Source organism: Acinetobacter sp. 148, assembly GCF_031196675.1.
In the GTDB taxonomy this organism is placed as follows: Bacteria; Pseudomonadota; Gammaproteobacteria; order Pseudomonadales; family Moraxellaceae; genus Acinetobacter; species Acinetobacter baumannii.
This window is the reverse complement of the sequence record NZ_JAVIMT010000054.1, coordinates 1-22,025: the sequence shown is the minus strand read 5'-3', so window position 1 is coordinate 22,025 and position 22,025 is coordinate 1. Positions and strand designations below refer to the sequence as shown.

Annotated in this window: 24 protein-coding genes and 2 pseudogenes; 12 read left to right on the top strand and 14 right to left on the bottom strand. The window is 37.1% G+C overall.

Going from position 1 to position 22,025, the window contains the following annotated elements:
• Positions 1 to 8 precede the first annotated feature (8 nt).
• A complete protein-coding gene (locus tag RFX69_RS09050) occupies positions 9 to 1,583 on the top strand; it encodes an aldehyde dehydrogenase (NADP(+)) (RefSeq protein ID WP_289332599.1) in 1,575 nt (524 codons plus the stop codon).
• A gap of 51 nt (positions 1,584 to 1,634) precedes the next feature.
• Here RFX69_RS09050 and RFX69_RS09045 read toward each other — a convergent pair whose 3' ends face one another.
• Positions 1,635 to 2,531 (bottom strand): acetoacetate decarboxylase, encoded by an 897-nt coding sequence (locus RFX69_RS09045; RefSeq protein ID WP_159142074.1) that lies wholly within the window; start codon positions 2,529 to 2,531, stop codon positions 1,635 to 1,637.
• Positions 2,532 to 2,860: 329 nt separating this feature from the next.
• On the opposite strand from RFX69_RS09045, the gene RFX69_RS09040 reads away from it, so the two are divergent.
• The 3 genes from RFX69_RS09040 to RFX69_RS09030 all read left to right on the top strand — a co-directional run bounded on the left by RFX69_RS09040 (position 2,861) and on the right by RFX69_RS09030 (position 6,173).
• On the top strand, positions 2,861 to 3,691 hold the full coding sequence (locus RFX69_RS09040; RefSeq protein WP_289332600.1) for an alpha/beta fold hydrolase: 831 nt from the start codon (positions 2,861 to 2,863) through the stop codon (positions 3,689 to 3,691).
• Positions 3,692 to 3,851: 160 nt separating this feature from the next.
• Positions 3,852 to 5,090 (top strand): NADH:flavin oxidoreductase/NADH oxidase family protein, encoded by a 1,239-nt coding sequence (locus RFX69_RS09035; protein ID WP_000862286.1) that lies wholly within the window; start codon positions 3,852 to 3,854, stop codon positions 5,088 to 5,090.
• 15 nt (positions 5,091 to 5,105) lie between these two features.
• Positions 5,106 to 6,173, top strand: a complete 1,068-nt coding sequence (locus tag RFX69_RS09030; RefSeq protein ID WP_065718703.1) for a trans-acting enoyl reductase family protein — start codon at positions 5,106 to 5,108, stop codon at positions 6,171 to 6,173.
• A gap of 61 nt (positions 6,174 to 6,234) precedes the next feature.
• Here the strand turns inward: RFX69_RS09030 and RFX69_RS09025 are convergent, their stop codons facing one another.
• Entirely contained in the window at positions 6,235 to 7,041 is an 807-nt protein-coding gene (locus tag RFX69_RS09025) for a type 1 glutamine amidotransferase domain-containing protein (RefSeq protein WP_000477547.1), read from the bottom strand.
• A 75-nt stretch (positions 7,042 to 7,116) separates the two neighbouring features.
• Positions 7,117 to 7,533, bottom strand: coding sequence for a MerR family transcriptional regulator (locus RFX69_RS09020; protein WP_001026795.1), 417 nt, complete (start codon positions 7,531 to 7,533; stop codon positions 7,117 to 7,119).
• A 156-nt stretch (positions 7,534 to 7,689) separates the two neighbouring features.
• On the opposite strand from RFX69_RS09020, the gene RFX69_RS09015 reads away from it, so the two are divergent.
• The gene (locus RFX69_RS09015; protein WP_000044220.1) at positions 7,690 to 8,382 is read left to right on the top strand and encodes a type 1 glutamine amidotransferase domain-containing protein; all 693 of its coding nucleotides are present in this window, start codon (positions 7,690 to 7,692) and stop codon (positions 8,380 to 8,382) included.
• Positions 8,383 to 8,473: 91 nt separating this feature from the next.
• Here RFX69_RS09015 and RFX69_RS09010 read toward each other — a convergent pair whose 3' ends face one another.
• The 6 genes from RFX69_RS09010 to RFX69_RS08985 form a co-directional block, all read right to left on the bottom strand.
• On the bottom strand, positions 8,474 to 9,679 hold the full coding sequence (locus RFX69_RS09010) for an NAD(P)/FAD-dependent oxidoreductase (protein WP_289332601.1): 1,206 nt from the start codon (positions 9,677 to 9,679) through the stop codon (positions 8,474 to 8,476).
• A gap of 158 nt (positions 9,680 to 9,837) precedes the next feature.
• Positions 9,838 to 10,386 carry an Rrf2 family transcriptional regulator gene (locus RFX69_RS09005; protein WP_000323486.1) on the bottom strand — a complete coding sequence of 183 codons (549 nt, stop codon included), beginning with the start codon at positions 10,384 to 10,386 and terminating at the stop codon, positions 9,838 to 9,840.
• 196 nt (positions 10,387 to 10,582) lie between these two features.
• Positions 10,583 to 11,602, bottom strand: coding sequence for an MBL fold metallo-hydrolase (locus RFX69_RS09000; RefSeq protein WP_114197742.1), 1,020 nt, complete (start codon positions 11,600 to 11,602; stop codon positions 10,583 to 10,585).
• A gap of 138 nt (positions 11,603 to 11,740) precedes the next feature.
• Positions 11,741 to 12,310: a TetR/AcrR family transcriptional regulator gene (locus RFX69_RS08995; RefSeq protein WP_000113714.1), complete on the bottom strand. Its 570-nt coding sequence runs from the start codon at positions 12,308 to 12,310 to the stop codon at positions 11,741 to 11,743.
• A gap of 122 nt (positions 12,311 to 12,432) precedes the next feature.
• Positions 12,433 to 12,861, bottom strand: coding sequence for a hypothetical protein (locus RFX69_RS08990; protein ID WP_000760341.1), 429 nt, complete (start codon positions 12,859 to 12,861; stop codon positions 12,433 to 12,435).
• A 22-nt stretch (positions 12,862 to 12,883) separates the two neighbouring features.
• Entirely contained in the window at positions 12,884 to 13,315 is a 432-nt protein-coding gene (locus RFX69_RS08985) for a hypothetical protein (protein WP_000759958.1), read from the bottom strand.
• A 268-nt stretch (positions 13,316 to 13,583) separates the two neighbouring features.
• Between RFX69_RS08985 and RFX69_RS08980 the strand changes: the two genes are divergently transcribed.
• Both RFX69_RS08980 and RFX69_RS08975 read left to right on the top strand, forming a co-directional pair.
• The gene (locus RFX69_RS08980; RefSeq protein WP_154020721.1) at positions 13,584 to 13,745 is read left to right on the top strand and encodes a hypothetical protein; all 162 of its coding nucleotides are present in this window, start codon (positions 13,584 to 13,586) and stop codon (positions 13,743 to 13,745) included.
• 236 nt (positions 13,746 to 13,981) lie between these two features.
• Positions 13,982 to 14,530 carry a TetR/AcrR family transcriptional regulator gene (locus RFX69_RS08975; RefSeq protein WP_271055948.1) on the top strand — a complete coding sequence of 183 codons (549 nt, stop codon included), beginning with the start codon at positions 13,982 to 13,984 and terminating at the stop codon, positions 14,528 to 14,530.
• 54 nt (positions 14,531 to 14,584) lie between these two features.
• Here RFX69_RS08975 and RFX69_RS08970 read toward each other — a convergent pair whose 3' ends face one another.
• Both RFX69_RS08970 and RFX69_RS08965 read right to left on the bottom strand, forming a co-directional pair.
• Positions 14,585 to 15,448: an alpha/beta hydrolase gene (locus RFX69_RS08970; RefSeq protein ID WP_245148857.1), complete on the bottom strand. Its 864-nt coding sequence runs from the start codon at positions 15,446 to 15,448 to the stop codon at positions 14,585 to 14,587.
• 49 nt (positions 15,449 to 15,497) lie between these two features.
• Positions 15,498 to 16,828, bottom strand: a pseudogene (locus RFX69_RS08965) (MFS transporter).
• A 310-nt stretch (positions 16,829 to 17,138) separates the two neighbouring features.
• On the opposite strand from RFX69_RS08965, the gene RFX69_RS08960 reads away from it, so the two are divergent.
• Both RFX69_RS08960 and RFX69_RS08955 read left to right on the top strand, forming a co-directional pair.
• Positions 17,139 to 17,315, top strand: a complete 177-nt coding sequence (locus tag RFX69_RS08960; RefSeq protein ID WP_271055906.1) for a hypothetical protein — start codon at positions 17,139 to 17,141, stop codon at positions 17,313 to 17,315.
• A gap of 193 nt (positions 17,316 to 17,508) precedes the next feature.
• On the top strand, positions 17,509 to 18,570 hold the full coding sequence (locus RFX69_RS08955) for an MBL fold metallo-hydrolase (protein WP_065712701.1): 1,062 nt from the start codon (positions 17,509 to 17,511) through the stop codon (positions 18,568 to 18,570).
• A 78-nt stretch (positions 18,571 to 18,648) separates the two neighbouring features.
• Here the strand turns inward: RFX69_RS08955 and RFX69_RS08950 are convergent, their stop codons facing one another.
• Positions 18,649 to 19,566 carry a LysR substrate-binding domain-containing protein gene (locus RFX69_RS08950; RefSeq protein ID WP_000654049.1) on the bottom strand — a complete coding sequence of 306 codons (918 nt, stop codon included), beginning with the start codon at positions 19,564 to 19,566 and terminating at the stop codon, positions 18,649 to 18,651.
• A 158-nt stretch (positions 19,567 to 19,724) separates the two neighbouring features.
• Here RFX69_RS08950 and RFX69_RS08945 point away from each other — a divergent pair, with 158 nt between their 5' ends.
• From RFX69_RS08945 to RFX69_RS08935, 3 genes are all read left to right on the top strand, one after another.
• The gene (locus tag RFX69_RS08945) at positions 19,725 to 20,297 is read left to right on the top strand and encodes an FMN-dependent NADH-azoreductase (RefSeq protein ID WP_000770685.1); all 573 of its coding nucleotides are present in this window, start codon (positions 19,725 to 19,727) and stop codon (positions 20,295 to 20,297) included.
• A gap of 14 nt (positions 20,298 to 20,311) precedes the next feature.
• Positions 20,312 to 20,731, top strand: a complete 420-nt coding sequence (locus RFX69_RS08940; RefSeq protein WP_000196920.1) for a DoxX family protein — start codon at positions 20,312 to 20,314, stop codon at positions 20,729 to 20,731.
• A 70-nt stretch (positions 20,732 to 20,801) separates the two neighbouring features.
• A complete protein-coding gene (locus RFX69_RS08935) occupies positions 20,802 to 21,413 on the top strand; it encodes a glutathione binding-like protein (RefSeq protein ID WP_271055907.1) in 612 nt (203 codons plus the stop codon).
• A gap of 48 nt (positions 21,414 to 21,461) precedes the next feature.
• Here RFX69_RS08935 and RFX69_RS08930 read toward each other — a convergent pair whose 3' ends face one another.
• Both RFX69_RS08930 and RFX69_RS08925 read right to left on the bottom strand, forming a co-directional pair.
• Positions 21,462 to 21,722: a zinc-binding dehydrogenase gene (locus RFX69_RS08930; protein ID WP_289332602.1), complete on the bottom strand. Its 261-nt coding sequence runs from the start codon at positions 21,720 to 21,722 to the stop codon at positions 21,462 to 21,464.
• Positions 21,688 to 22,025, bottom strand: a pseudogene (locus RFX69_RS08925) (hypothetical protein); the annotation flags it as partial. The pseudogene RFX69_RS08925 and the gene RFX69_RS08930, both read right to left, overlap by 35 nt.

The following is a 22,025-nucleotide window of genomic DNA, read 5'->3' as shown; positions in this document are numbered from 1 at the left end:
ATATAAAAATGGTCATTGGACACAACTTTATTGGCGGTTCACGCAGCGCACAAGGTACAACTTTATTAAAAAGTATTCATGCTACGACTGGTGAAACTTTGCCTTATGAGTTTCACCATGCAACAGAACAAGAGGTGAATCAGGCCTGTGAAGCAGCCAGTCAAGCCTTTAAGACTTACCGCCATACGTCACCTGAACAGCGTGCAGTTTTTTTAGAAAATATTGCCGATGAGCTCGATGCTTTGGGTACAGATTTTTTAGAAATCGTCTCACAAGAAACCGCTTTGCCACTTGCACGCTTACAAGGTGAACGTGCCCGGACCAGTGGGCAAATGCGTTTATTTGCCAAAGTGCTGCGCCGTGGTGATTTTTTAGGTGCCCGTATTGATACCGCTTTACCTGAGCGCCAGCCTTTACCTCGCCCAGACTTGCGTCAGATTAAAATCGGTGTTGGCCCTGTGGCAGTCTTTGGGGCAAGTAACTTTCCTTTAGCATTCTCAACTGCGGGTGGTGACACTGCTTCGGCACTGGCAGCAGGTTGTTCTGTGGTGGTGAAAGCCCATAGTGGACATATGGCGACAGCAGACTTTGTAGCTCAGGCAATTGAGCGTGCCGTAGAAAAATCAAATATGCCTAAAGGTGTATTTAACATGATCTACGGTAATGGCGTGGGTGAACCTTTAGTGAAGCATCCTTTAATTCAGGCTGTGGGTTTTACAGGTTCATTACGTGGTGGACGAGCTTTATGTGATATGGCCGCAGCCCGTCCACAACCGATTCCGGTGTTTGCTGAAATGAGCAGTATTAACCCGATGCTGATGTTGCCAGAAGCCTTAAAAAACCGTGGTGAAAAAATTGCACAGGACTTGGCTGATTCAGTGGTTTTAGGCTGTGGTCAGTTCTGTACTAATCCGGGTTTAATCTTGGGAATTAAATCAGCTGAATTTAACCAGCTCATTAGCAACCTGACCGACATTATGGGGGCTAAGCCTGCGCAGACTATGCTCAATGCCGGAACCTTAAAAAGCTATACCGCTGGTCTTGAGCACTTAACTGCACATCAAGGTATTGAACACTTGGCTGGCAATACTCAACAAGGTAATCAGGCACAGCCACAACTGTTTAAAGCTGATGTTGAGCTTTTACTGGCGGGTGACCAGCTTTTACAAGAAGAAATCTTTGGGCCAACTACAGTCGTCATTGAAGTTGAAGATAAAGCCCAACTCATTCAGGCACTACAAAGCATGAATGGGCAACTGACTGCGACTTTAATTGCCGATGAAGCTGACTTAACCGAGTTTGCAGATGTAGTTCCTGTGCTAGAGGAAAAAGCAGGCCGTTTACTCATAAATGGCTACCCAACAGGTGTTGAGGTCTGTGATGCGATGGTACATGGTGGACCATACCCAGCCACTTCAGATGCACGAGGCACCTCAGTCGGAACCTTGGCCATTGACCGTTACTTAAGACCTGTGTGTTACCAGAACTATCCGCAAAGTTTATTGCCGGAAGCCTTAAAAGACAGCAATCCGTTGCAGATTTTAAGACTGGTAAATGGTGAGATGACCAGAGAAGCGATCTAAGAATAAAAAGAGACCACAAGTTGGTCTCTTTTTATATCTCGAAGAATAGATTTATAACGGAGTAGGCAAATTAAGGACTGCTTGGGCATCTTGAATAACATCCAAGCGGAGAATTTTTGAAGCGCCAAGTTCATTTAGCAACTTTGTCAAAGGGCCTTCATTTTTCACAAATTGTACTTTCTTTGGAAAAAGCTTTTGCGCAAAAGAAAGAACGTTTGATTGAACATCTGTTTGATGCCATTTCCCATCGACTATATGTAGCATGGTTGCTTTATTAATATGTGTTTCAGAATCAACATGTTTTAAAGTCGGTACAGAGGTCTTTAAGCTTAAATCCAATTTGCCATTAAAATCAAAAATATTGGCTTGGACTTCTTTTGAGTTAATGTTGACGTCAATTTTAGTTAACCATTTTGGTAACTGGTAACCATATACACCACGGACTCTAGCAATTTCTGTATCTACAGGCAAAGCTAAAACATGTGCATGAAAGTGGCGTTGACGCATCGATTTCATTAACTCTGCGATGTGAGGCCCACGAGCCTTGGGTTTGCGTACAACAATCGCAATCGACACCTCGTTATACGGGTCATTGTCACAAACCGAATAAGAGAAAAAAGTGACGGCGACTAACCCATAACCAGGAAATGGTTGTAAGGGCGTTAAAGCATCAGGAAGTTTTGCCTTAATCTGTTTAATGGGAGCAAGCATTAATAGCTGAACATTTGCACTACGATAATAAAAGTTCGGTGCCCAAACAGGTCCAACTCTTGATTCAACTAATTTTTTAGGAATATGACGGAAAAAGTCGATATTGCCAGCAGCAGGGTCTTGAGCGACTTCATCTAAATCGGGATTCATTCTAAAACGGTCATAATAACCACCTTTGGGTACTTTGATTTTTTGTTGTCCAAATTCAACCTCAGTAAATTGTTGTTTTATATTCATTGGAGTTCACCTTTACATTAATTGACCGCGTAGCTACCTTTGTCTTTATCAAGACGTGTTAATTTATAGCCAATGTCGGCACTATAAGGTTAAAGTTCACTTTAAAGTCAAGACTTTAATTTCTAGCTGTAAAGTCTTTGACATTTAAAAGAAATAAAATAAAAAACAATTAAAGATTAAAAAGATACAGAGTACAGTAGAGTCTTCATATAAATTTTATTTTAACAATAAGATTGAGGCTATTGACCTTAAAGCTAACTTTAATCTTACGATAAATATTCATACCTTTATAACGAATCTAGAAGCAGATTTTCAGCAGGAGTACAAAGATGGGATATGTAACCACAAAAGATGGCGTAGACATTTTCTATAAAGACTGGGGGCCACGCGATGCCCAAGTTTTATTTTTTCATCACGGTTGGCCTTTGAGTTCAGATGATTGGGATACACAATTACTTTTCTTTTTAGAGCAAGGTTATCGTGTAGTCGCTCATGACAGACGCGGCCATGGGCGTTCAAGTCAGGTGTGGGATGGTCACGATATGGACCATTATGCAGATGATGTTGCAGAAGTGGTTAAACATCTGAACATTAAAAATGCAATTCATATTGGACACTCAACTGGTGGTGGCGAGGTAGTCCGCTATATTGCACGTCATGGTCAGGAAAATGTTAACAAAGCAGTCCTTGTCAGTGCAGTACCCCCACTAATGGTTCAAACTGAAAATAATCCTGAAGGTTTACCAAAAGAAGTTTTTGATGACCTTCAAAATCAAGTACTCACAAACCGTGCGCAATTTTTTCGTGACCTGCCATCTGGTCCATTCTATGGTTTTAACCGCCCTGATGCGAAACCATCTGAAGGTATCATTTCGAACTGGTGGCGTCAGGGTATGACGGGCAGTGCAAAAGCACATTACGATGGTATTGTGGCATTCTCACAAACTGACTTCACCGAAGATTTAAAGAAAATCACGGTTCCTGTTTTGGTGTTGCATGGTGACGACGACCAGATCGTGCCGTATAAAACTTCTGGCGTAAAATCTGCTGAGTTACTTCAAAATAGCCAACCCAAAATCTACCCAGGTTTTTCTCACGGTATGTTAACCGTAAACCATGAAGTGATTAATGCTGATTTATTGGCCTTTATTCGCGAATAATTTAAAGCTTTAAACTCTAAAAAAAGAGGCATATTAAGTGCCTCTTTTTTATTTATAACCCAATGAAATTAAAAGTAATAAAGAGAGGAATAATAAAAGGTATTGACATTAAAGTTAGCTTTAACCTTAAAGTAAAGCCATACTGAATGAGGTCATTCCAATGAAAGTGTTCGAAAAATTAGTATTCCCAAATGGCTCATATGTTCCTAACCGTATTGCTAAAGCAGCAATGGAAGAAAACATGGCTGATTTAAACCATGCACCATCAGAAGAATTAATGCGTTTATATCAGGCTTGGGCAAATGGTGGCGTAGGTTTAATCATTACCGGAAATGTAATGGTAGACCGCCGAGCGATGACTGGACCGGGCGGCGTAGTGCTTGAAGATGAAAAGCATCTGGATACTTTTAAAAAATGGGCACAAATTGGGCGCTCAAAAGGCGCTCAGATGTGGCTTCAAATTAACCATCCGGGTCGCCAAATGCAAGCCAATCTTGGTCAGCAGACGTGGGCACCATCGGCTATTTCACTTGATCTTGGCAAAATGTCAAATCGCTTTAACACGCCAATCGAAATGACGGAATCTATGATTGCAGAGGTGATTCAGCGTTTTGCAAACACGGCGCGTTTAGGTGAAAAAGCAGGATTTACAGGTGTAGAAATTCATGCAGCGCATGGTTATTTATTAAGCCAGTTTCTTTCTCCACTGAGCAATAAACGCCAAGATCAATGGGGTGGTTCTTTAGAAAACCGCGCTCGCATTTTAATTGAGATTGTTGAAGCTGTTCGTAAAGTGGTTTCGCCTCAGTTTACTGTTGCAGTGAAACTAAATTCAGCCGATTTCCAACGTGGTGGGTTTAGCGCTGAAGATGCCCAACAAGTGGTTAAAATGTTAAATGAGCATGCAGTTGATTTGGTTGAACTTTCAGGCGGTAGCTATGAAGCGCCTGCAATGCAAGGTCAAGCACGTGATGGTCGTACACTTGCCCGTGAAGCTTACTTTTTAGAGTTTGCACAAGAGATTCGTAAAGTTGCCAAAATGCCTGTTATGGTGACAGGTGGGATACGCCGTAAACAAGTGGCAGAAAAAGTAATTGAAAGTGGTGTAGATATGGTCGGTATTGCCACAGCTTTAGCCATTGAACCTAATTTGCCAAATGCTTGGAAACAAGGCCAGAATCTTACTCCTGAGTTAAAACCAATTACTTGGAAGAACAAAACACTTGCTTCACTTGCTAATATGGCTGTGGTCAAATTCCAGTTACGTAATTTAAGCGCAGGTAAAAAAACAAAACCAAATGTTTCACCAGCTTGGGCTTTAATTTTGCAACAATCAGCTATGTCATGCCGTACTCGCCAATACAAAAAAGGCATGCGTGACTATTCATTTGCTTCTTAATAAGTGAGTTGTGTTATGACAAATGCGAACGATTCAGACTGGATAATTTATGGAGCAAATGGCTACACGGGCGAGTTAATCGCTCGTGAAGCTGTACGCCAAGGTCTAAAACCAACTTTGGCTGGTCGTAACAAAGCTAAGGTTGAAGCACTTGCTCAAGAGTTGGGGCTTGGTTATAAGGCTTTTGGGCTCGATAACGTGGATGCGGTAAGTGAACAACTCCAAGGCCTTAAACTGGTCATGCACTGTGCAGGGCCATTTTCCGCGACATCGAAACCCATGATAGAAGCTTGTATAAAGGCAGGTGCTCACTATCTAGATATTACGGGCGAAATCTCAGTATTTGAGTTGGCACAGTCACTTAACAGCCAAGCCGAAAAAGCCGATGTTGTGCTTTGTCCAGGTGTTGGTTTTGATGTGATTCCGACAGATTGCGTTGCCGCTGCGCTCAAAGAAGCTCTACCAGATGCGACCCATTTGGCGCTTGGTTTTGATTCAAAAACAGGGCTTTCACCGGGTACTGCAAAAACAAGTACAGAAGGTATGGCCGAAGGTGGCAAAATTCGTAAAAACGGAAAAATTACCACTGTTCCATTAGCACATTATGTCCGTACTATTGATTTCGGTGATGGTAAAAAAAGTGCTATGAGCGTTCCGTGGGGAGATGTATCTACAGCATTTTATACAACGGGTATTCCAAACATTGAAGTATTTGTTCCTGCGCCTCCCAAAATGATTTTTGGTGCGAAAATGATGAACTGCTTCCGCCCTGTATTAAAACTCAATGCCGTGCAAAAGTTTATTAAATCGCGTATTGAAAAAACGGTTGTTGGACCAAATGAGGAACTCCGCGCGAAAATACCCACCTATGTTTGGGGTGAAGCAAGAAATTCAAGTGGTGAAATAAAAACCGCCCGTATCCAAACTGAAAACGCTTATAGCCTTACAGTAAATGGCTCACTGACTGTGGTGAATTATTTACTCAACAATACCGTTAAAGGCGGTACATATACACCCGCAAAACTGATGGGTTATAAACTAGTGACTGAGCTGCCGGGTTCAGGTCCCCTGATTATTACTTAAAAGAAAAGCCAATTAGAGAGTTAATCTGTAATTGGCTTTTTAATATGAATATTTTATCAATTTATTGAATGCTACTTAAACGCTTAACGACTGCTTCTGCAATTTCTTTACTCGACTGAGGGTTTTGTCCAGTAATAATTCTGTCGTCTGAAACCACATATGAGGTAAACGGAATAAATGCTTGTTTGTAGTTTGCCCCATGTTCAATGAGTTCATTCTGTAAAGAAAAAGGAACTTGAGACTTAATACCCGATAAAGTTTCTTCAATATTTGCAAAACCAGTAACAGTTCTACCTGCAATTAGTGGTTTACCATTTTCATTCTGTAGAGGTAATAAACCACCTACGCCGTGACAGACCGCTGAAACAATCCCACCTTGGCGATAGATCTGTTCGCTAATGTTTTGCAAAGCTTTATTGTTTGGGAAATCCCACATGGTACCGTGTCCACCCGTATAGTAAATGGCTTTGTACTGGGTAGGATTAATCGTGTTCGGAGCCAATGTCGTTTTCAACTTCTGCATAAATGCTGGGTCAGCTAAATGCTGACGAGCGGATTTGTCTAAGTAAATAGACTTTAAACTACGCTCATCTAACGGCACTTGACCGCCTAAAGGACTTACGAAATCCATTTCATAGCCAGCAGCTGATGCAACATCATAAAAATGGGTGAGTTCAGTCAACCACAGCCCTGTTTTATCCGAACGAGAAGGGTAAGCCGAGTGATTAGTCATGACGACTAAAATTTTTCCATTTATTTTTGCAGGGCTTTGAGCTTTATCTGAACCTGCGGCATAAACCGCATTTGTAGATAAAAGGATGGCAAAAATAATGCTTAAACAACGTTGAAAGTTCCAAACTTTAAACATGACAGGTCCTCATTTATCACCTGTAATCAATCGTATGTTTAAAGCACACTTTAAGGTCAATATACCTTTAAGGAATTACGGAGTTTTTGATTTATCGTAATAGAGATTCATGAGACGTTCGGCATTTTCTTCACAGGTAATTTCATCGGGTTTGTTATTAATTGCTTCAACCATAGTACGTAAGTTTTGCTTACTGACTTTTAGCTTTTGTTCTAAAAGCTCTATTTCCTGAATTTTAGATTCAAGTGTTTGGATGAGTGCGTCATGGTTCCAAGTAGTTACCTTTGACGGTAAAAATGATTTAATTTCTGCTAAAGAAAACCCAACTTGCTGAGCTTGCTGAATTAAAGAAAGTTGTTTCAAATCATTATCAGTATATTCACGGTAGCCATTCGATTTTCTTTTTGCTTTAGGCAAGAGTTTGATTTGCTCGTAATAACGAATTGTAGGGGTACTTAAACCACTTAGTTTTGATAACTCGCTAATATTCATAGCCACATACTCTATTGACATTAAAGTTAACTTTAGACTTATAGTAATGTAAAAGCAAGGTTCATAACTTTACTAAGCGCACACTTTCAGTAACAGCTTTCTATGTTTTGATAGATGAAAGAATAGAATTATAAATATGAAGAATGAGGTGAGAAAATGTCTAAACGCATATTACATGTCGTGACCAATGTTTCACGCTATAAGAATGTCGATGAACCAACAGGGCTGTGGTTAGGCGAGCTCACTCATGCTTATGATGAGTTTGAAAAGCAAGGTTATGTGCAAGATATTGTCAGCCCAAATGGTGGAAAAACTCCAATTGAACCAAAATCGCTTGTGCCTTTGGTGGCGGATAAATCTGTTAAAGACCGAGAAAAAGATCAAGCTTTTATTACGCTGCTGGCAAATACTTTTAAGCCTTCCGACATTAATTGGCAAGACTATGACGTGATCTACTATACGGGTGGTCATGGTGTAATGTGGGATTTTCTAGATAACCCTGAACTGCAAGAAATCACCAAAAATATTTATGAAAAAGGCGGTATTGTTTCGAGTGTTTGTCATGGCTATTGTGGCTTGCTCAATGTCAGACTTTCCAATGGCGAAAGACTTATAAAAGGCAAAAAGTTAACAGGCTTTGCATGGAGTGAAGAGGTTTTGGCAGGAGTGGCAAAAAAAGTGCCATACAATGCCGAAGAGTTAGCGAAAGAATATGGCGCTCATTATGAAAAGGCTTTTATTCCTTTTGCACCGTATGTCGTTCAAGACGGTAAGTTAATTACGGGGCAAAACCCGTTTTCAGCTAAGAAGACGGCTTTAGCGATAATAGAAGAGCTAGAAAAGTCATAATTTAATAATTCAAATATAAACCCTAAAAGTAGAACCAACGATGGTCTTACTTTTAGGGTTTTAAATAAATGGATTGGTGCAAAAATTAAGTTTAAGGAACAATCACAAAATCAGGGTTTGCTATTGCAAAAACTGCTTCACGGTCTGCAACTGGGGGATAAATCCAAACAGTATTAATTTCCTGTTTAATTTTTTTCGCTTCTTCACGCACAAATTGAACCTGTCGATCCCAACCTTCAGTATAAAGTGCGCCCCAAGGACCTAAGTCAACACAAGTGACATACTTTGGTTGGCTGTATGGATGAAGGGGTAAATTAACCAATTCTGCCGCAGCGTTATAACCCGCCACACGGCCTAAGCTCATAGCATGCTGGCACGACATCACATTAAAATTGCCTAAATCATCGGTTGGAACTTTTACAGTGTCACCAGTCACAAAAATGTTTTTTGCTTCGGGTGCATGTAAATAAGTATCCCCAATCAAACGACCTAAATTATCTTTTTCACCAGCAATTTGAGAGGTGAGTGGATTAGCCCGCATACCGGCAGTCCAAATCACGGTCTCTGTTTCAATTTTTTCGCCGTTAGAAAGCGTTACGCCAGTGGCATCTAGCGCAGTAACTCTTAGCCCAGCTTTACCTTCAACACCGAGTTTGCTAAGGGCTTCTCGAATAACACTAGCAGCTTGGTCACCCATTGCCGCACCAATGTCTGTCGAGGAATCAACCAAAACCACACGGACATCAGTTTCACCTAAAATGCTACGCAAACGTTCAGGCATTTCGGTCACGGTTTCTAACCCAGTAAGACCACCACCAGCAACGACTACAGTATTACGAGCTGCATTTGCAGGTTTAGTGGCTAAGTTTTTAAGATGATGATCTAGTTTTTCAGCATCTTCTAATGTATTTACGCTAAATCCATATTCTTTTAGACCCGGTATAGGGGGCATAAAAGTCGTACTTCCGGTTGCCAGAACAAAACGGTCATAGCTTAAGTTTTGCTTGTTGCCATCGGTGGTTGCAACTTCGATAGTTTGTTGGTTGACATCAATTTTATTGACCCAACCTGCCAGAAATTTAACTCCCACCACACTTAATAACTCTGAAATATCAGGGTTCATGTTTTCAAGCACGGCCTCATAAAGACGAGGACGAATCCCGACATTTGGACTAGGGGAAACCATCAGCACTTCAATGTTTTGTTCTTGTGATGCTAAATGGATTGCTCTTTGTGCAGCGAGTGCAGCCCATAAACCTGCAAAGCCAGAACCAGCAATAATAATACGCTTACTCATTGGGTTATCCTTTTCATCGATTTTTCGGACAACACGTTCCAGCTCATCATAAAATTTAGGGTGAGCGAATCCATTCTCTGATTGTCCGAAAAAATCTGAGAAGGCGTTTAAAAAGGATTAAGGGTATTTTATGTTAGGGTACGAACCCTATCAGTTCATTAGTCGGGAGTATCCCGCGATATTTTACTTTTCCGCATTTTTGCTGTTCTTCCTTCAATGCGTTCATTGATCCAACCATTTACATCACTAAAAAATACGTCGGGGGCATAACGGCCAAAACGGTCTGCAATATCGCCAAGTGTATGAGCACCTAATGCGTCTCGCATAGCTTTTTCGGCTTGTAGCATGACAGCATGTACGGCACACACACCACTGGTTGCCCAATCTGGTGGGGCATTGTTAAAGACTGCACATTTACCGCGAACTTCTTGACACTCAAAAAGCGGTTTTTCACCTTCGATTGCATTCACGATATCTAAAAAACTGATTTCGTGAGCAGATCGAGCCAGTAAATAGCCGCCGCGAACACCTTCTTGAGCAACCACAAGGCCTGCCTTTTCAAGTTTGGGAAAAATCTTGGCCATAAAACTTGGAGAAACTCCTTGTAATTCAGCAAGGTCCTTACTACTCAAAGGTTTGTCTTCATTGTTCACAAGAAAAAGAAGACAGTGAATCGCATACTCGACGCTACTAGTGATATAAGCCATTTAATTTCATAATTGATCAACTATAAACACAGACTAATGTAGTCTGCGTTTTAAGTCAATAATAAAACTAAGACAAAGTTTGTCCTAGTTTATTTGGAAGTGGTATTGAGCTAGATGTGTAGGGTATGTAACTGAATTTAAATACCTTTAAATTGAAATTTAATAGGATAAATAATTTAAAAAATTATCGGAAAACTTATGAACGCCACCAATAATTTTCAATATTTGGTTCCTCTAAGTTCAATAATTCACCCATTTGCGGTGTGCTAATCGCTAAATTATTTTGTTGAGCCAAAGCGACGATACGTTCAAAAGGATCGTCCCAAGCATGAAGCGCCAAGTCGAAAGTACCGTTATGGATAGGCAACAAATGACGTCCTTTTAAGTCGATATGGGCTTGTAAAGTTTGCTCTGGTTGCATATGAACATCGGGCCATTCGGGGTCGTAAGCACCAGTTTCTAACATGGTCAGATCGAAAGGACCGTAACGATGTCCAATCTCTTTAAAACCGTCAAAATATCCCGTGTCACCGCTAAAAAATACACGTAAGTCATTATCAATAATCACCCACGACGCCCAAAGCGTAGCATTGCTATCACCCATTCCACGGCCTGAAAAATGATGGGCAGGGGTAGCCACCAGTTCGAGTCCATCTACATGTGTAGTGTCCCACCAGTCGAGCTGCTGAACCTTTTCTGCTGGAATTCCCCATTTAATAAGGGTGTCGCCTACACCAAGTGGTGTTAAGAAATGCTCAACTTTATCGTTAAGCTGCATGACCGCATGGTAGTCTAGATGGTCGTAGTGGTTATGCGACAAAATCACGCCTTTAATGGGGGGTAAGTTTGCAATGCTAATCGGTGGTTGGTGAAAACGTTTTGGACCAATCCATTGAAAAGGTGAGGCACGCTCCGAAAAAACAGGGTCAGTTAACCAAAACTCATTTTGCAGTTTTAACAAAATGGTTGAGTGGCCCAAACGAAATAGAGACCGGTCAGGCGCACTTAATAATTGTTCTTTTGACAAACTTAAAACAGGAATTGCCGTGTTTGGAACAGTGTCTTTAGGTTTGTTAAATAGAAACTTCCACATGAGTTGAAGCGTTTTGCCAAACGAAGGCTGGTGTTGGTTCGGACGCGTATTTCTAAATTTGCCATTGTGTTGTTGAGATGGCATTAGGGGAGAAGATAAGTCTGTTGTATTTGAAATAGTCATCTTATTTTTCCTTATTGGAACAAACCTAATGTGCAAATAAGAACTTGGGTTAAGTGCTTATTTTGATTTATTTAAATGAGTATTTACTCACTCATTAATTGGTTTAAAAATAAGGACGCCGTGCATCCTTACTTTAATCTATATTGAAACTGCATGCCAAAAGGCTTCAAAACCAGATTTGCGGTAACGCTCGGCTTGAGAAGGGTCTTGGGCAATAAAATTAAGTGTAACTTCGGCAAGCGCACCTAAAATTGAAGCAATAAATAACGGCGGGTAATCTCTTAATTTGCCATCGTTAATACGTTCTTGAATGTTTTGAGTAAAATCACAAAAGGTTTGCATACCAATTTGTTTACTTTGCTCAGTAATTTGTTCCGATGTTGAAAGCTGCGCCATCACTTTACGTTTAAGGGGAGCTTCTAAACTCCAGTCCAAATAGCTTTGCCAAATGTGCGACATTTGTGTTTGCAGGTCAGCGTTAGTGGGGTAACTAAGCATCATCACCTGACGTAACTCAGCCTTTAGTGAAAGATATAATTGGTTAAGCAGTTCTTCTTTATTACTAAAATAGGTAAATAAAGTACCTTCTGCTACGCCAGCAACTTTGGCAATTTTTGAGGTAGACGCACGCTCGCCAAGCTCTGCCAATGTTTCGATAGCAGCGCTTAAAATTGCATTACGTTTATCTTCACTACGAGGACGAGCCATATACAAATAAAATAATTGAGTGATCACTCAATCATAAATAAAAATGGAAATAATGCAAGCAAACTAAAAAAGCCCTCTAAAGAAGGGCTTTTAGGATTGAGTTATATGACTGAGTAAAACTTTTACTCAGGATCTAAGTAAACTTTACCTAGATCAATTTTTTTATAATGTTCAAAATTAGCTTTTTCTTCTGGAACTTGTTCATTAAACTTTTCTGAGTAATCTAATGTTTTATTTTGATAATTTTTAAAGCTAATATAAATTAATGGTGGGAGGTTTTTATAATCCTCCAAACTAGGTTCAATGAAAAAGTATTCTTTTATTAGTGGTTTAATAGTAAAACTACCATCGTTATTTACTTTTATTGTTGTTGATTTCTCATCAGGTAAATAGAAACCAATATATCCATTTACATTGTGTAGAGGCTCTTTAGTTTTACTGTCATAAAGATATCCAGTTGCTTCAGGAGTTAAATATAATATTTTTTTTGTACAGCCCGAAGCAATTGAACACGAGAGTATAAGAAAAAAGAATATTAAATATTTTTTCATTTTTTAAATCCCTAAAATATGCTTACTCATGATCTAAATAAATTTTACCTAAATCAATTTTTTTATAATGACTAAAACTAGACATATCTTCTGGAACTTGTTGATTATATGCTTCTGAATAGTCAATAATTTTAGGTTGATAATTCTTAAAACTTAAAAAAATTTCTGGAGGGAAGTTGGTGTATTGCTTTACATCAGGTTTTATAAAGTAATATGTTGCTGTAACTGTAGGAATGGTAAAACTACCATCTGACCTCAAATTAATTTTAGTATTATTGCTATCAGTTCGACCATTAAAACCCATATCTCCAGTTTGATTACTTAATGGCTTATGAGTTTTACTATCATAAATATAACCAGTCACTTCAGGTGTAAAATATAATGTATTTTTAGTACAAGCTGGTAGGGCTAGTACAGATAAAATGACATAGATAAACAAAATATATTTTTTCATTGGAATGTCGTTAACAGTAGTGGGTTAAATACTTTTGTTTACTGATAAATAAAAGTTCATAAATTAGCATGACTTATACTTAAATTTTTCCTTAATTATGTAATTAAATGAAAAACAATAATTTAATTAAATAATTTCTAGCCAATTTCACATTGACAGCTCAAATATTGAAGATTACCATTTGCGGGCTGGCCTACATTGCCAGCCGGTTTTGACGGACCGTTATTTGAACCACATCAGGATTATTTCTTCTGAGGAGTAGTCTTGTGTGCACACCTCGTTCCCTCCCGTAGCGGTAGGGCGGGAGTGGGACACCTTCGGGTGTGCTGGAGTTCAAACCAGTCCGTCAACCTGCTTCCGTTCTGCCACCATAATTTATAATGCTTTGGCAGAACTCCCAAAAGAAGGAGTTGGCTATGCACATTCATAAATTATCGGCAGTCACTGTCAAAATCTATCTCGACACAACTTAAATCACTTTAAAGCAGTTTGATTGCCTATAGGCTTTTCAGGCTTTAAATCATTACGTCTAAAACTTAGCAACAATAAAACTTGGGATGTGCCAAGCACAGTCTTTACGGCTTTGCTGTGCCTTTTTTTCTCCCAGAAAAGGCACAGGCTTTTTTATCTCTTTTAGCAACAACAAGAATTTATAACGGTAAAACGATGCCAACTTTAGAAAGATCTTCCAAAAAATTACAGGTTATTCATACAGCAATAGAGCTGTTTAATATCTATGGATTTCACAATGCTGGTGTGGACTTAATTGTCAAAAAATCCAAAATTCCTAAAGCTACTTTTTATAACTACTTTCACTCAAAACAGCGACTTATTGAAATGTGGGTATCCTTTCAAAAAAGTAAACTTAAAGAAGAAGTGCTGGCAATTATCTACTCAAGCCGTTACCGAACCTCAAGTGATAAACTCAAAGAGATTATTGTTTTACATGTCAATTTTAATAGCCTGTACTATCTATTACTTAAAGCCATTTTTGAAACTAAACAGATTTACCCGCAAGCCTACCGTATAGCACTTGAATATAGAAAATGGCTGCTTAAAGAACTTTTTGATCTGGTTTTTAGTTTGGAAACTCATTCATTAAAGCCCGATGCCAATATGGTTTTAAATCTGATTGATGGGTTGATGTTCCAGATTTTAAGCTCAAAGAGTTTGGATGAAAGGGATGTGGTGGTGAGAAGGTTTTTTTACAAATAAGCAAATACATTTAAAAATAGATGGCTCTTTTGAAAGAGCCATAATCTTATAAACTTAGTCAGAGATTATTTCATACATTTTTTTAAATAACAGACTATCTTTGTCGGCAAGGGTATTCACAATATCAAAATGATTATGTCCTTCATCTTTAATTAATGAAACGTTTAATCCTTTTTCTTTGCATATTGAGTAGAAAAAATTGGTTTGATTTTGGAAACCTTCTGTCTCTAGCTCTCCTACACTGAGTATGAGTGGTGCAGCATTTTCTGGCAATGGTAAATTTTCATAAGGGCTGAGGTTGGTTGCTTGTTCTGGACTGAGTTTAAGCCATTCGTTAATGTTGGTATCACATAAGGGTAATAAATTATAAAGGCCACTTAACCCAAGAACACCCTTAATGACATTTTTTGGCAAATTAAATTCTTCCTGCCAACAATCATTCCACAGCATTGCAACCAAATGTCCTCCAGCTGAACTCCCGCCTATATATATTTGCTCAGGGTCTATGCCATAATTTTTAGCATTATGGTAAATCCAAGCAATCGATGTTCTTACTTCTCTCACAATTTCAAAAAGTGATGCTTGAGGACAGAGGCTATATTCAATTGTAGACACCGCTATTCCATGTGCTACAAAATTTTCAGCCATAGAGCAAGCATCATCTTTACTTTGTGCCCGCCAATAGCCTCCATGGATATAGATAAAAATTGGTGAAGGCTGTTTCTTTGCTGGAAAAATATCTAATGTTTCTCTTCTAGCTAAGCCGTAATGTAGATTATATAAGCCTGTAATGGCATCTTTGGATTTCTGCGCAAGTCGTGCATATTCCTTCATACAAGCATCAAAATCAGCCACTGAATTTCTTGCATTGTATTGAATTTCTCTTTCTTGAAGATTTGAGAAGAATAGGTCTGTCATATAAGCCTCGATAACAATTTATTTAATAAAAAGATAGTAATTAATTAGTTCAGACAACTTTAAATTTTTGTTTAGCTATATTTAGCTCCCCATACCACTTAAGTGCTAAACAAATAAAAGCAATAAAAGTAAGTATGGCTAAACTTAAGAAAATTGAACTCATATCTAGCTTTAAAGTAAAAATGAAAGAACCTAAAAATGAACCTAAAATTGCCCCAATACGGCTTATTCCATGCATCCATGAAACGCCAGAGCCTCTACAGTTCGCTGGATAAAAAAGAGTAGCTAACGGAAATAATGCTGTTTGGGCACCTGCTAATAGGCCTCCAATCATAAAGATCAGTATTGAAAAGATGCTAATGTTTGTATGCGTAAAGCTAAGAAGAATGAATAATAAGAATGCTGAGAAATATGAGGAAGTAATCACTTTGGTTGGATTTAATCTATCCATGAATCTACACATGATCATAGCTCCAATCACGCCCCCGAATGGGAATAAAGTAGACATAAGACTTAATTGTTGTAGATCAAAACCAACAGTTTTTAAAATTGTCGGCATCCAGCTCGTAAAAAGATAAAACACTAATAAACTCATAAAAGAGCAAAGCCATAACATTAATGAACCAAATAAGTATTTGCTAAAGATATCTTTAAGTGGATTATTCTGTTCGACAAGTTCCTTTTCAGCTATAGATAAGACAAGCTCTTTATCAATTTTTTTACCATGTATTTTTTCTAAAATTAAAAGAGTTTTTTTCTTTTGATTATTAATAATAAGAAATTGTGTGGATTCCGGGAGGGTAAAAATGAGTACAAGGGTAAGTAATGCAGGTATCAAACCAATAATAATTAGTAATTCAGACCAACTAAAAATTTTCAATAGATAAGCTGAAAGGAATCCTCCAGAAGATACTCCCATTAGAAATCCACAACCAGCTAAACCCGTGAGAAATGCTCGATGCTTTTTAGGCATATATTCTGAAACGATTGTACTTACATTAGGCATCGTCGCACCTAACCCAAGTCCCGTGATAAATCTATAGATAATGAGTTCTGCTGTATTGGTCGAGTAAGCCGAGATTATTGTAAATATAGATAAGATTAGCATGCTGATAATCATAATTTTCTTTCGGCCAAACTTATCTGCAAAAATACCTGATATTAACCAATACTCATGCCGATTAAAGCAGCACCAAATACAGGAGCTAATTCGGCCTTTGAAATTTGCCATTCATCTAACAAAGGTGGTGCTATAAAACCTATAATTCCAGTATCAAGTCCATCACAGAAAAATACTAAGAAACCTAAAACAAAGACTACCCACTGGAGGGGAGCTAGTTTTTCTCTATCTACGATATCGTTCACATCTATTTTAATCATATACATTCCTGAAATTTGTTTAAATATTCATAAAAATGTAGAATAGGCTTTATGAATTTTGGTTAAGGATGAAGATGCTTTTAAGCTTTATTATTGTTTTTTATAAGATATAAGATATCCAATTTATCCAGATTTATATCCAATAATTCCAAATTTTAATTAAGTTATATTTTTTAATTAATTGTTTCATTTTAAAAATTAATATTTTTAAAGTTGTTGTGTGAATTGATTTTTATTTTTTTAACAAAATCAAACATATATTAAAATAAAATTATTTAGAATTATTTCATCATAATTTTGGAATTTGCTTATGAAATTTTTAGGAATATTGTCTATCCCTTTTATTATCTCCGCCTGCATTACTAATCAGAATGTGCAAAAGGAAGAAGCCCCAGAATGTATGAATTATCATGCAATGATGACAGCACCTATGCCAGAACAGGCAATTGAAAGCTTAAAAAAAGCTTGTTATGAATCTAGAAAATAGCTTTGAGCATTTATATTTAAAAAAGAATTTATTATTACGAGAATAGTAAGTTAAAAATAACTACTGACCGTTCTTATTTTTGCAACTTAAGTTCTTATTTTAGTAGCTTGTTTTAATCTTTCGAAATTAGAAATATAAGAATGTTTTTATGAAGTATAGAACATTTAATTTAATTGTATATCTGAGGTTTCGAATGAAAAAGATCTTTTTAAATACAACACTACTAGGCTTGATGTATTTGAACATAAGTCATGGTGCTAATGCTCAAATTACGATAGATATTCCCGAAGCTCCCTCTACTGTACATGCGGTTTATGTTAGCCAATCAAGTAAAAAAGTTTTAAATCCATCGGAAAAAATTGACCGGCTATATAACCGAAATCTTCAGCAAGAGTATGTACTGCAACGTATGACAGAACATACTTATTTTTTTCAATCCCAATTTTATGGAACGATGTTTTATGTAGGTGAAAAAGGAGTACTCTTATTTGACCCAGTTGAAAATGCTGGAGAAAAGATTTTAAAAGCTATCTTAGAAGTAACAAAACTACCTGTTACAACAATTGTCTATTCGCATGCGCACGCTGATCATATCAGTTCAGCTCCAGTAATTGTTGAAGCTTCTAAAAAGGCAGGTGTCAAAGTACGTATTATTTCATCTGATGCTACAGCAGAGCTTTTAAACCGAATTAAAAGTAAATTGCCAAAACCTACGGAAACAATTCCTTTTAAAAATGGTAGTTTTAATTTTGAAGGGGTGAATGTTCAAGTACATGGTTTCAAATATGCAGCACATACTGCCGATACAGGTGTTTGGTTAATTCCAAGTGAGAAAGTTGCACATATTCCCGATCTAATAAATGCCGATCAATTACCTTATTGGGGTTTCGCTGGTGCTGAAGTTCCTCTTTATTTTGAAGAAAATTTAAAAGAATTAAAAAGTTTAAATTGGGTATTTCTGAGTGGTGGCCATGGAAATGTTGGATCTAAGGCTGATGTAGATTTCTATTTAGAGTTCCTAAAAGATATGAAACAAGCAGTGGGCCAATCATATGGCGTGGTGCAGTGGGGAGTAGGAGCTCCTGATCCTCAGAAAACAAATTCACATATGGCCCAGCTACCAGCATATCTTGATGCAATAGGTAATCAGGCAACTGAATATTTGCGACCAAAATATGGACAATATTATGGGTTTGAAACTTCAGTTCCAAAGAATGGTGAAATCACAGCTTTATTAATGTATGCCTATCAATAGTAAAAAATGTCTATACCTAAATCGGGTATAGACATTTTATATATTTATTTAAAACTCAATTGATTATGTTAATTTTAATTAAATATCCTGCATTTCTTTAAGTAGAGGAGGAATTTTTTCGATTAAAAAATCAAGAAAAACCTTTGATGCTGGTAAAGCACCGCTTCGAGATGGAAAGATTAAATGAAAATTTCCAGTTGGAAGTTCCCATTCAGGTAAAACGACGATAAGTTTCTTTTCTAGTATCAGGCTTTTGCATTTTAACAAAGGCAGCAAAGCAATACCTTTTCCATCGGTAGCTAAACAATTAAGCAAAGTTAAACTTGCAGCTTTGATAAATGGTTTTATAGGCAAACTTACGTTTTCATTAATAGTTTGATTGCTAAAGAACCAAGTTTGATTTTCATTTTCGATATTACTTAACAATTTATGCTTACTTAAATCGCTGGGATGCGTAGGTGTACCATATTGGTTGAGATATTGTGGACTGGCGACTAATACTGATTGTGTATAACCAAGATGTCTCATTACTAAATTATGATCGCTATCTAAGTTCTGTCGAATACGGATTCCGATATCGACAGATTCTTTAAGAATATCAACTCTCTTGTTAGTGACAATAAATTTAATTTCTACTTTGGGGTATCTATCCATAAATTCAGGAAGAATGAGGGGCATAATTCTTTCTGCAACATCTATAGGAATGCTTACAGTAATTGATCCAATCGGCTCGCCGCGCAACTGATCTATTAAGTCATAAACAGTTTGCGCTTCTAAAAGCATTGATTGTACATATTGATAAATCTGCTCGCCGATTGCCGTAAGCTTAATTTGTCTAGAGTCTCGTTGTAATAATTTAACGTTTAAATTTTTCTCTAAATTTGAGAGTCTTCGGCTTAATTTTGATTTAGATATACCTGTTTTTTGTTCTACTTTACTTAGACCACCATGTTCGACAATTAAAGCAAAAATATATAAATCATTTAAATCTTTCATCGGTGTTTTAACCTTAATGAACCAATAATTTATCTTACTTCGAACTTTATCTTTGTTGGTTGCATTTTTTGCAACATATGTTCCCGATTATAGGGCTTAAGTGGCAAATATAAAACGAATAAACTCATTTCACGACTTAAAACCCTTATAGGTATGAAATGAAACTTTTACATTTAGACTCAAGTGCTCTCGGTGAATTCTCGGCTACTCGGGAGATTGGGCAAGCAGTAGTTCAAGAGTTAAAAAAACATGGTCCTTTAGAGGTAACCTATCGAGATTTGCATGTAGAACCACTTCCACATTTTTCAAAACACTTTGATAGCTTGAGTGAAGAAGCACAAGTTGATGAACGTATTCTTCAACAATTTGAAGAAACGGATATTTTTGTACTAGGTGCACCGATGTACAACCTAAGTATTCCAACCACCTTGAAAGCTTGGATTGACCGAATTTTAATTGCAGGTCGGACTTTCAGATATACAGAGAATGGGCCACAAGGCTTAGTTTCAGCTAAGAAAGTTATTATTGTAAGTGCTCGTGGTAGTGCCTATGGTGATCAATTCCCTATGGATCATCAAGAATCATATTTAAAAGATATTTTTAATTTCTTAGGCGTACAAGAGGTATTTGTAGTACGTGCAGAAGGAATGGCTTTTCCGACTCGTTCTCAATCAATTAGTCAAGCAATTAATAGTATTCCACAAATGTTTGCTATGCCTGCTCAAAACTAAGGGAGAGAATAATCATGACTAGAATTAATAACGCAATCGAAAAAATTATCCAACATCCAAAAGTATATGCCTTTTCATCACTTCTAATGCGGCTAATGATATCTGTAATTTTCATCTTATCTGGATTAGGAAAGATATTTCAATATTCGAGTAATGCTGGGTATATGGAGTCTATGGGAGTGTCATCTGCATTACTGCCATTAGCAATTCTGGTTGAATTTGGAGGTGGTTTCCTTGTATTGATTGGCCTTCAAACACGGCTTGCAGCATTTCTATTGTTTGGTTTCTCGTTAGTGGCAGCAGTGCTATTTCATAGTGGTTCTGATATGAACAGCCAAATTATGTTTATGAAAAACATTTCAATGGCTGGAGGTCTATTGGCTCTTGTTATCTTTGGCGCAGGTGGCCTTAGTGTAGATAAGAAACTTAAATAATTTCAGAGAGGTAAAAGTGCATTTTTGTATTTTTACCTTTACTTTTCTATTTAAATAATGGTTGTTATCAATGAGATTATTTTTTTATCCTCATGCCTGTTCAATGGCGATTCATATTGCTTTAAAAGAAACTGGACAAGAATTTGATACAGAATTTGTTGACTTATCAATAAAAGTCACTGGATCCGGATTGGATTATTTAAAGATTAATCCTAAAGGGGCAGTTCCAGCACTTGGACTTGAAAATGGTAAAGTCATAACTGAAGTTACAACGATACTGACTTATTTAGCTGACTTGGTTCCTGAGAAAAATCTAATACCTAAATCTAGTTCTTTTGAACGTTATGAAATGATGAGTTTATTGTCATTTATTAGTATGGATATACATAAAAATTTCTCTGCTTTTTTCTACAAAGAAAAGATTGATTCTTGGATTGAAGTATCCAAACATAAGTTATCAAGAAGTTTTGATTTTATTGAAAATAAACTTCAGTCAAATCAGTATTTAAACGGCAATGAAATCTCAATCGCAGATTTCTATTTCTTTGTAATGCTACATTGGTGTGACTATTTTTCTATAGACTTAGAGAAATGGCCTAAAATTCTCAATTTGAAATATAACTTGGGAAAAAGAAGTTCCGTTCAAGAAGTTCTAAAGTTTGAATCAAGTATAGTATTATAAGTTAAAAGAGGAACGTGTATGTTCCTCTTTTTATTTTTCCATTTATATTTATATAGAAACGATCACTTTACCTATTGTTTTATTCTGTTCAAGTAATGTATGAACATTAACCATATCATCAAATTGATAGATATGATCAATTGTTGGTTTTAATTTACCTTCTTCAATTAATTTAAATAGGTCAGTTAAACCCTCTTTAATAGATATTTCATTTAAAGAGTTAAATAATGCAAAACCTTTAAATGTTTGACTAAGGAAAATAAATCGATTTATATCATTTACATTTAGTTCCGGTAATAGGGTAGTCAAAAATTGCTGGGTCTTCCTTACTCAAAGCTTTTTGCCATTTTGGTTGTTTTTCTTTGAGCCATTTATTTAAATCAGGCTCTTGCTCAATACTATGCTTTACAGCTTTTATATAAGTTGGGTTATTAACAAACTTACTCATTAAACATAAAGTATTTAATTTTATTGGCTCTATAGTTTTTTCAAGCTTGAAATTTGCACTTGCTTGGTCATCATATCTTTTTAATAAGCCAAGCTTAAATAATGCATCTTCATACATTTGTTTTGTTAAAGGTGTAGGTGCTTCTGATGTATGCTGAAAAAACA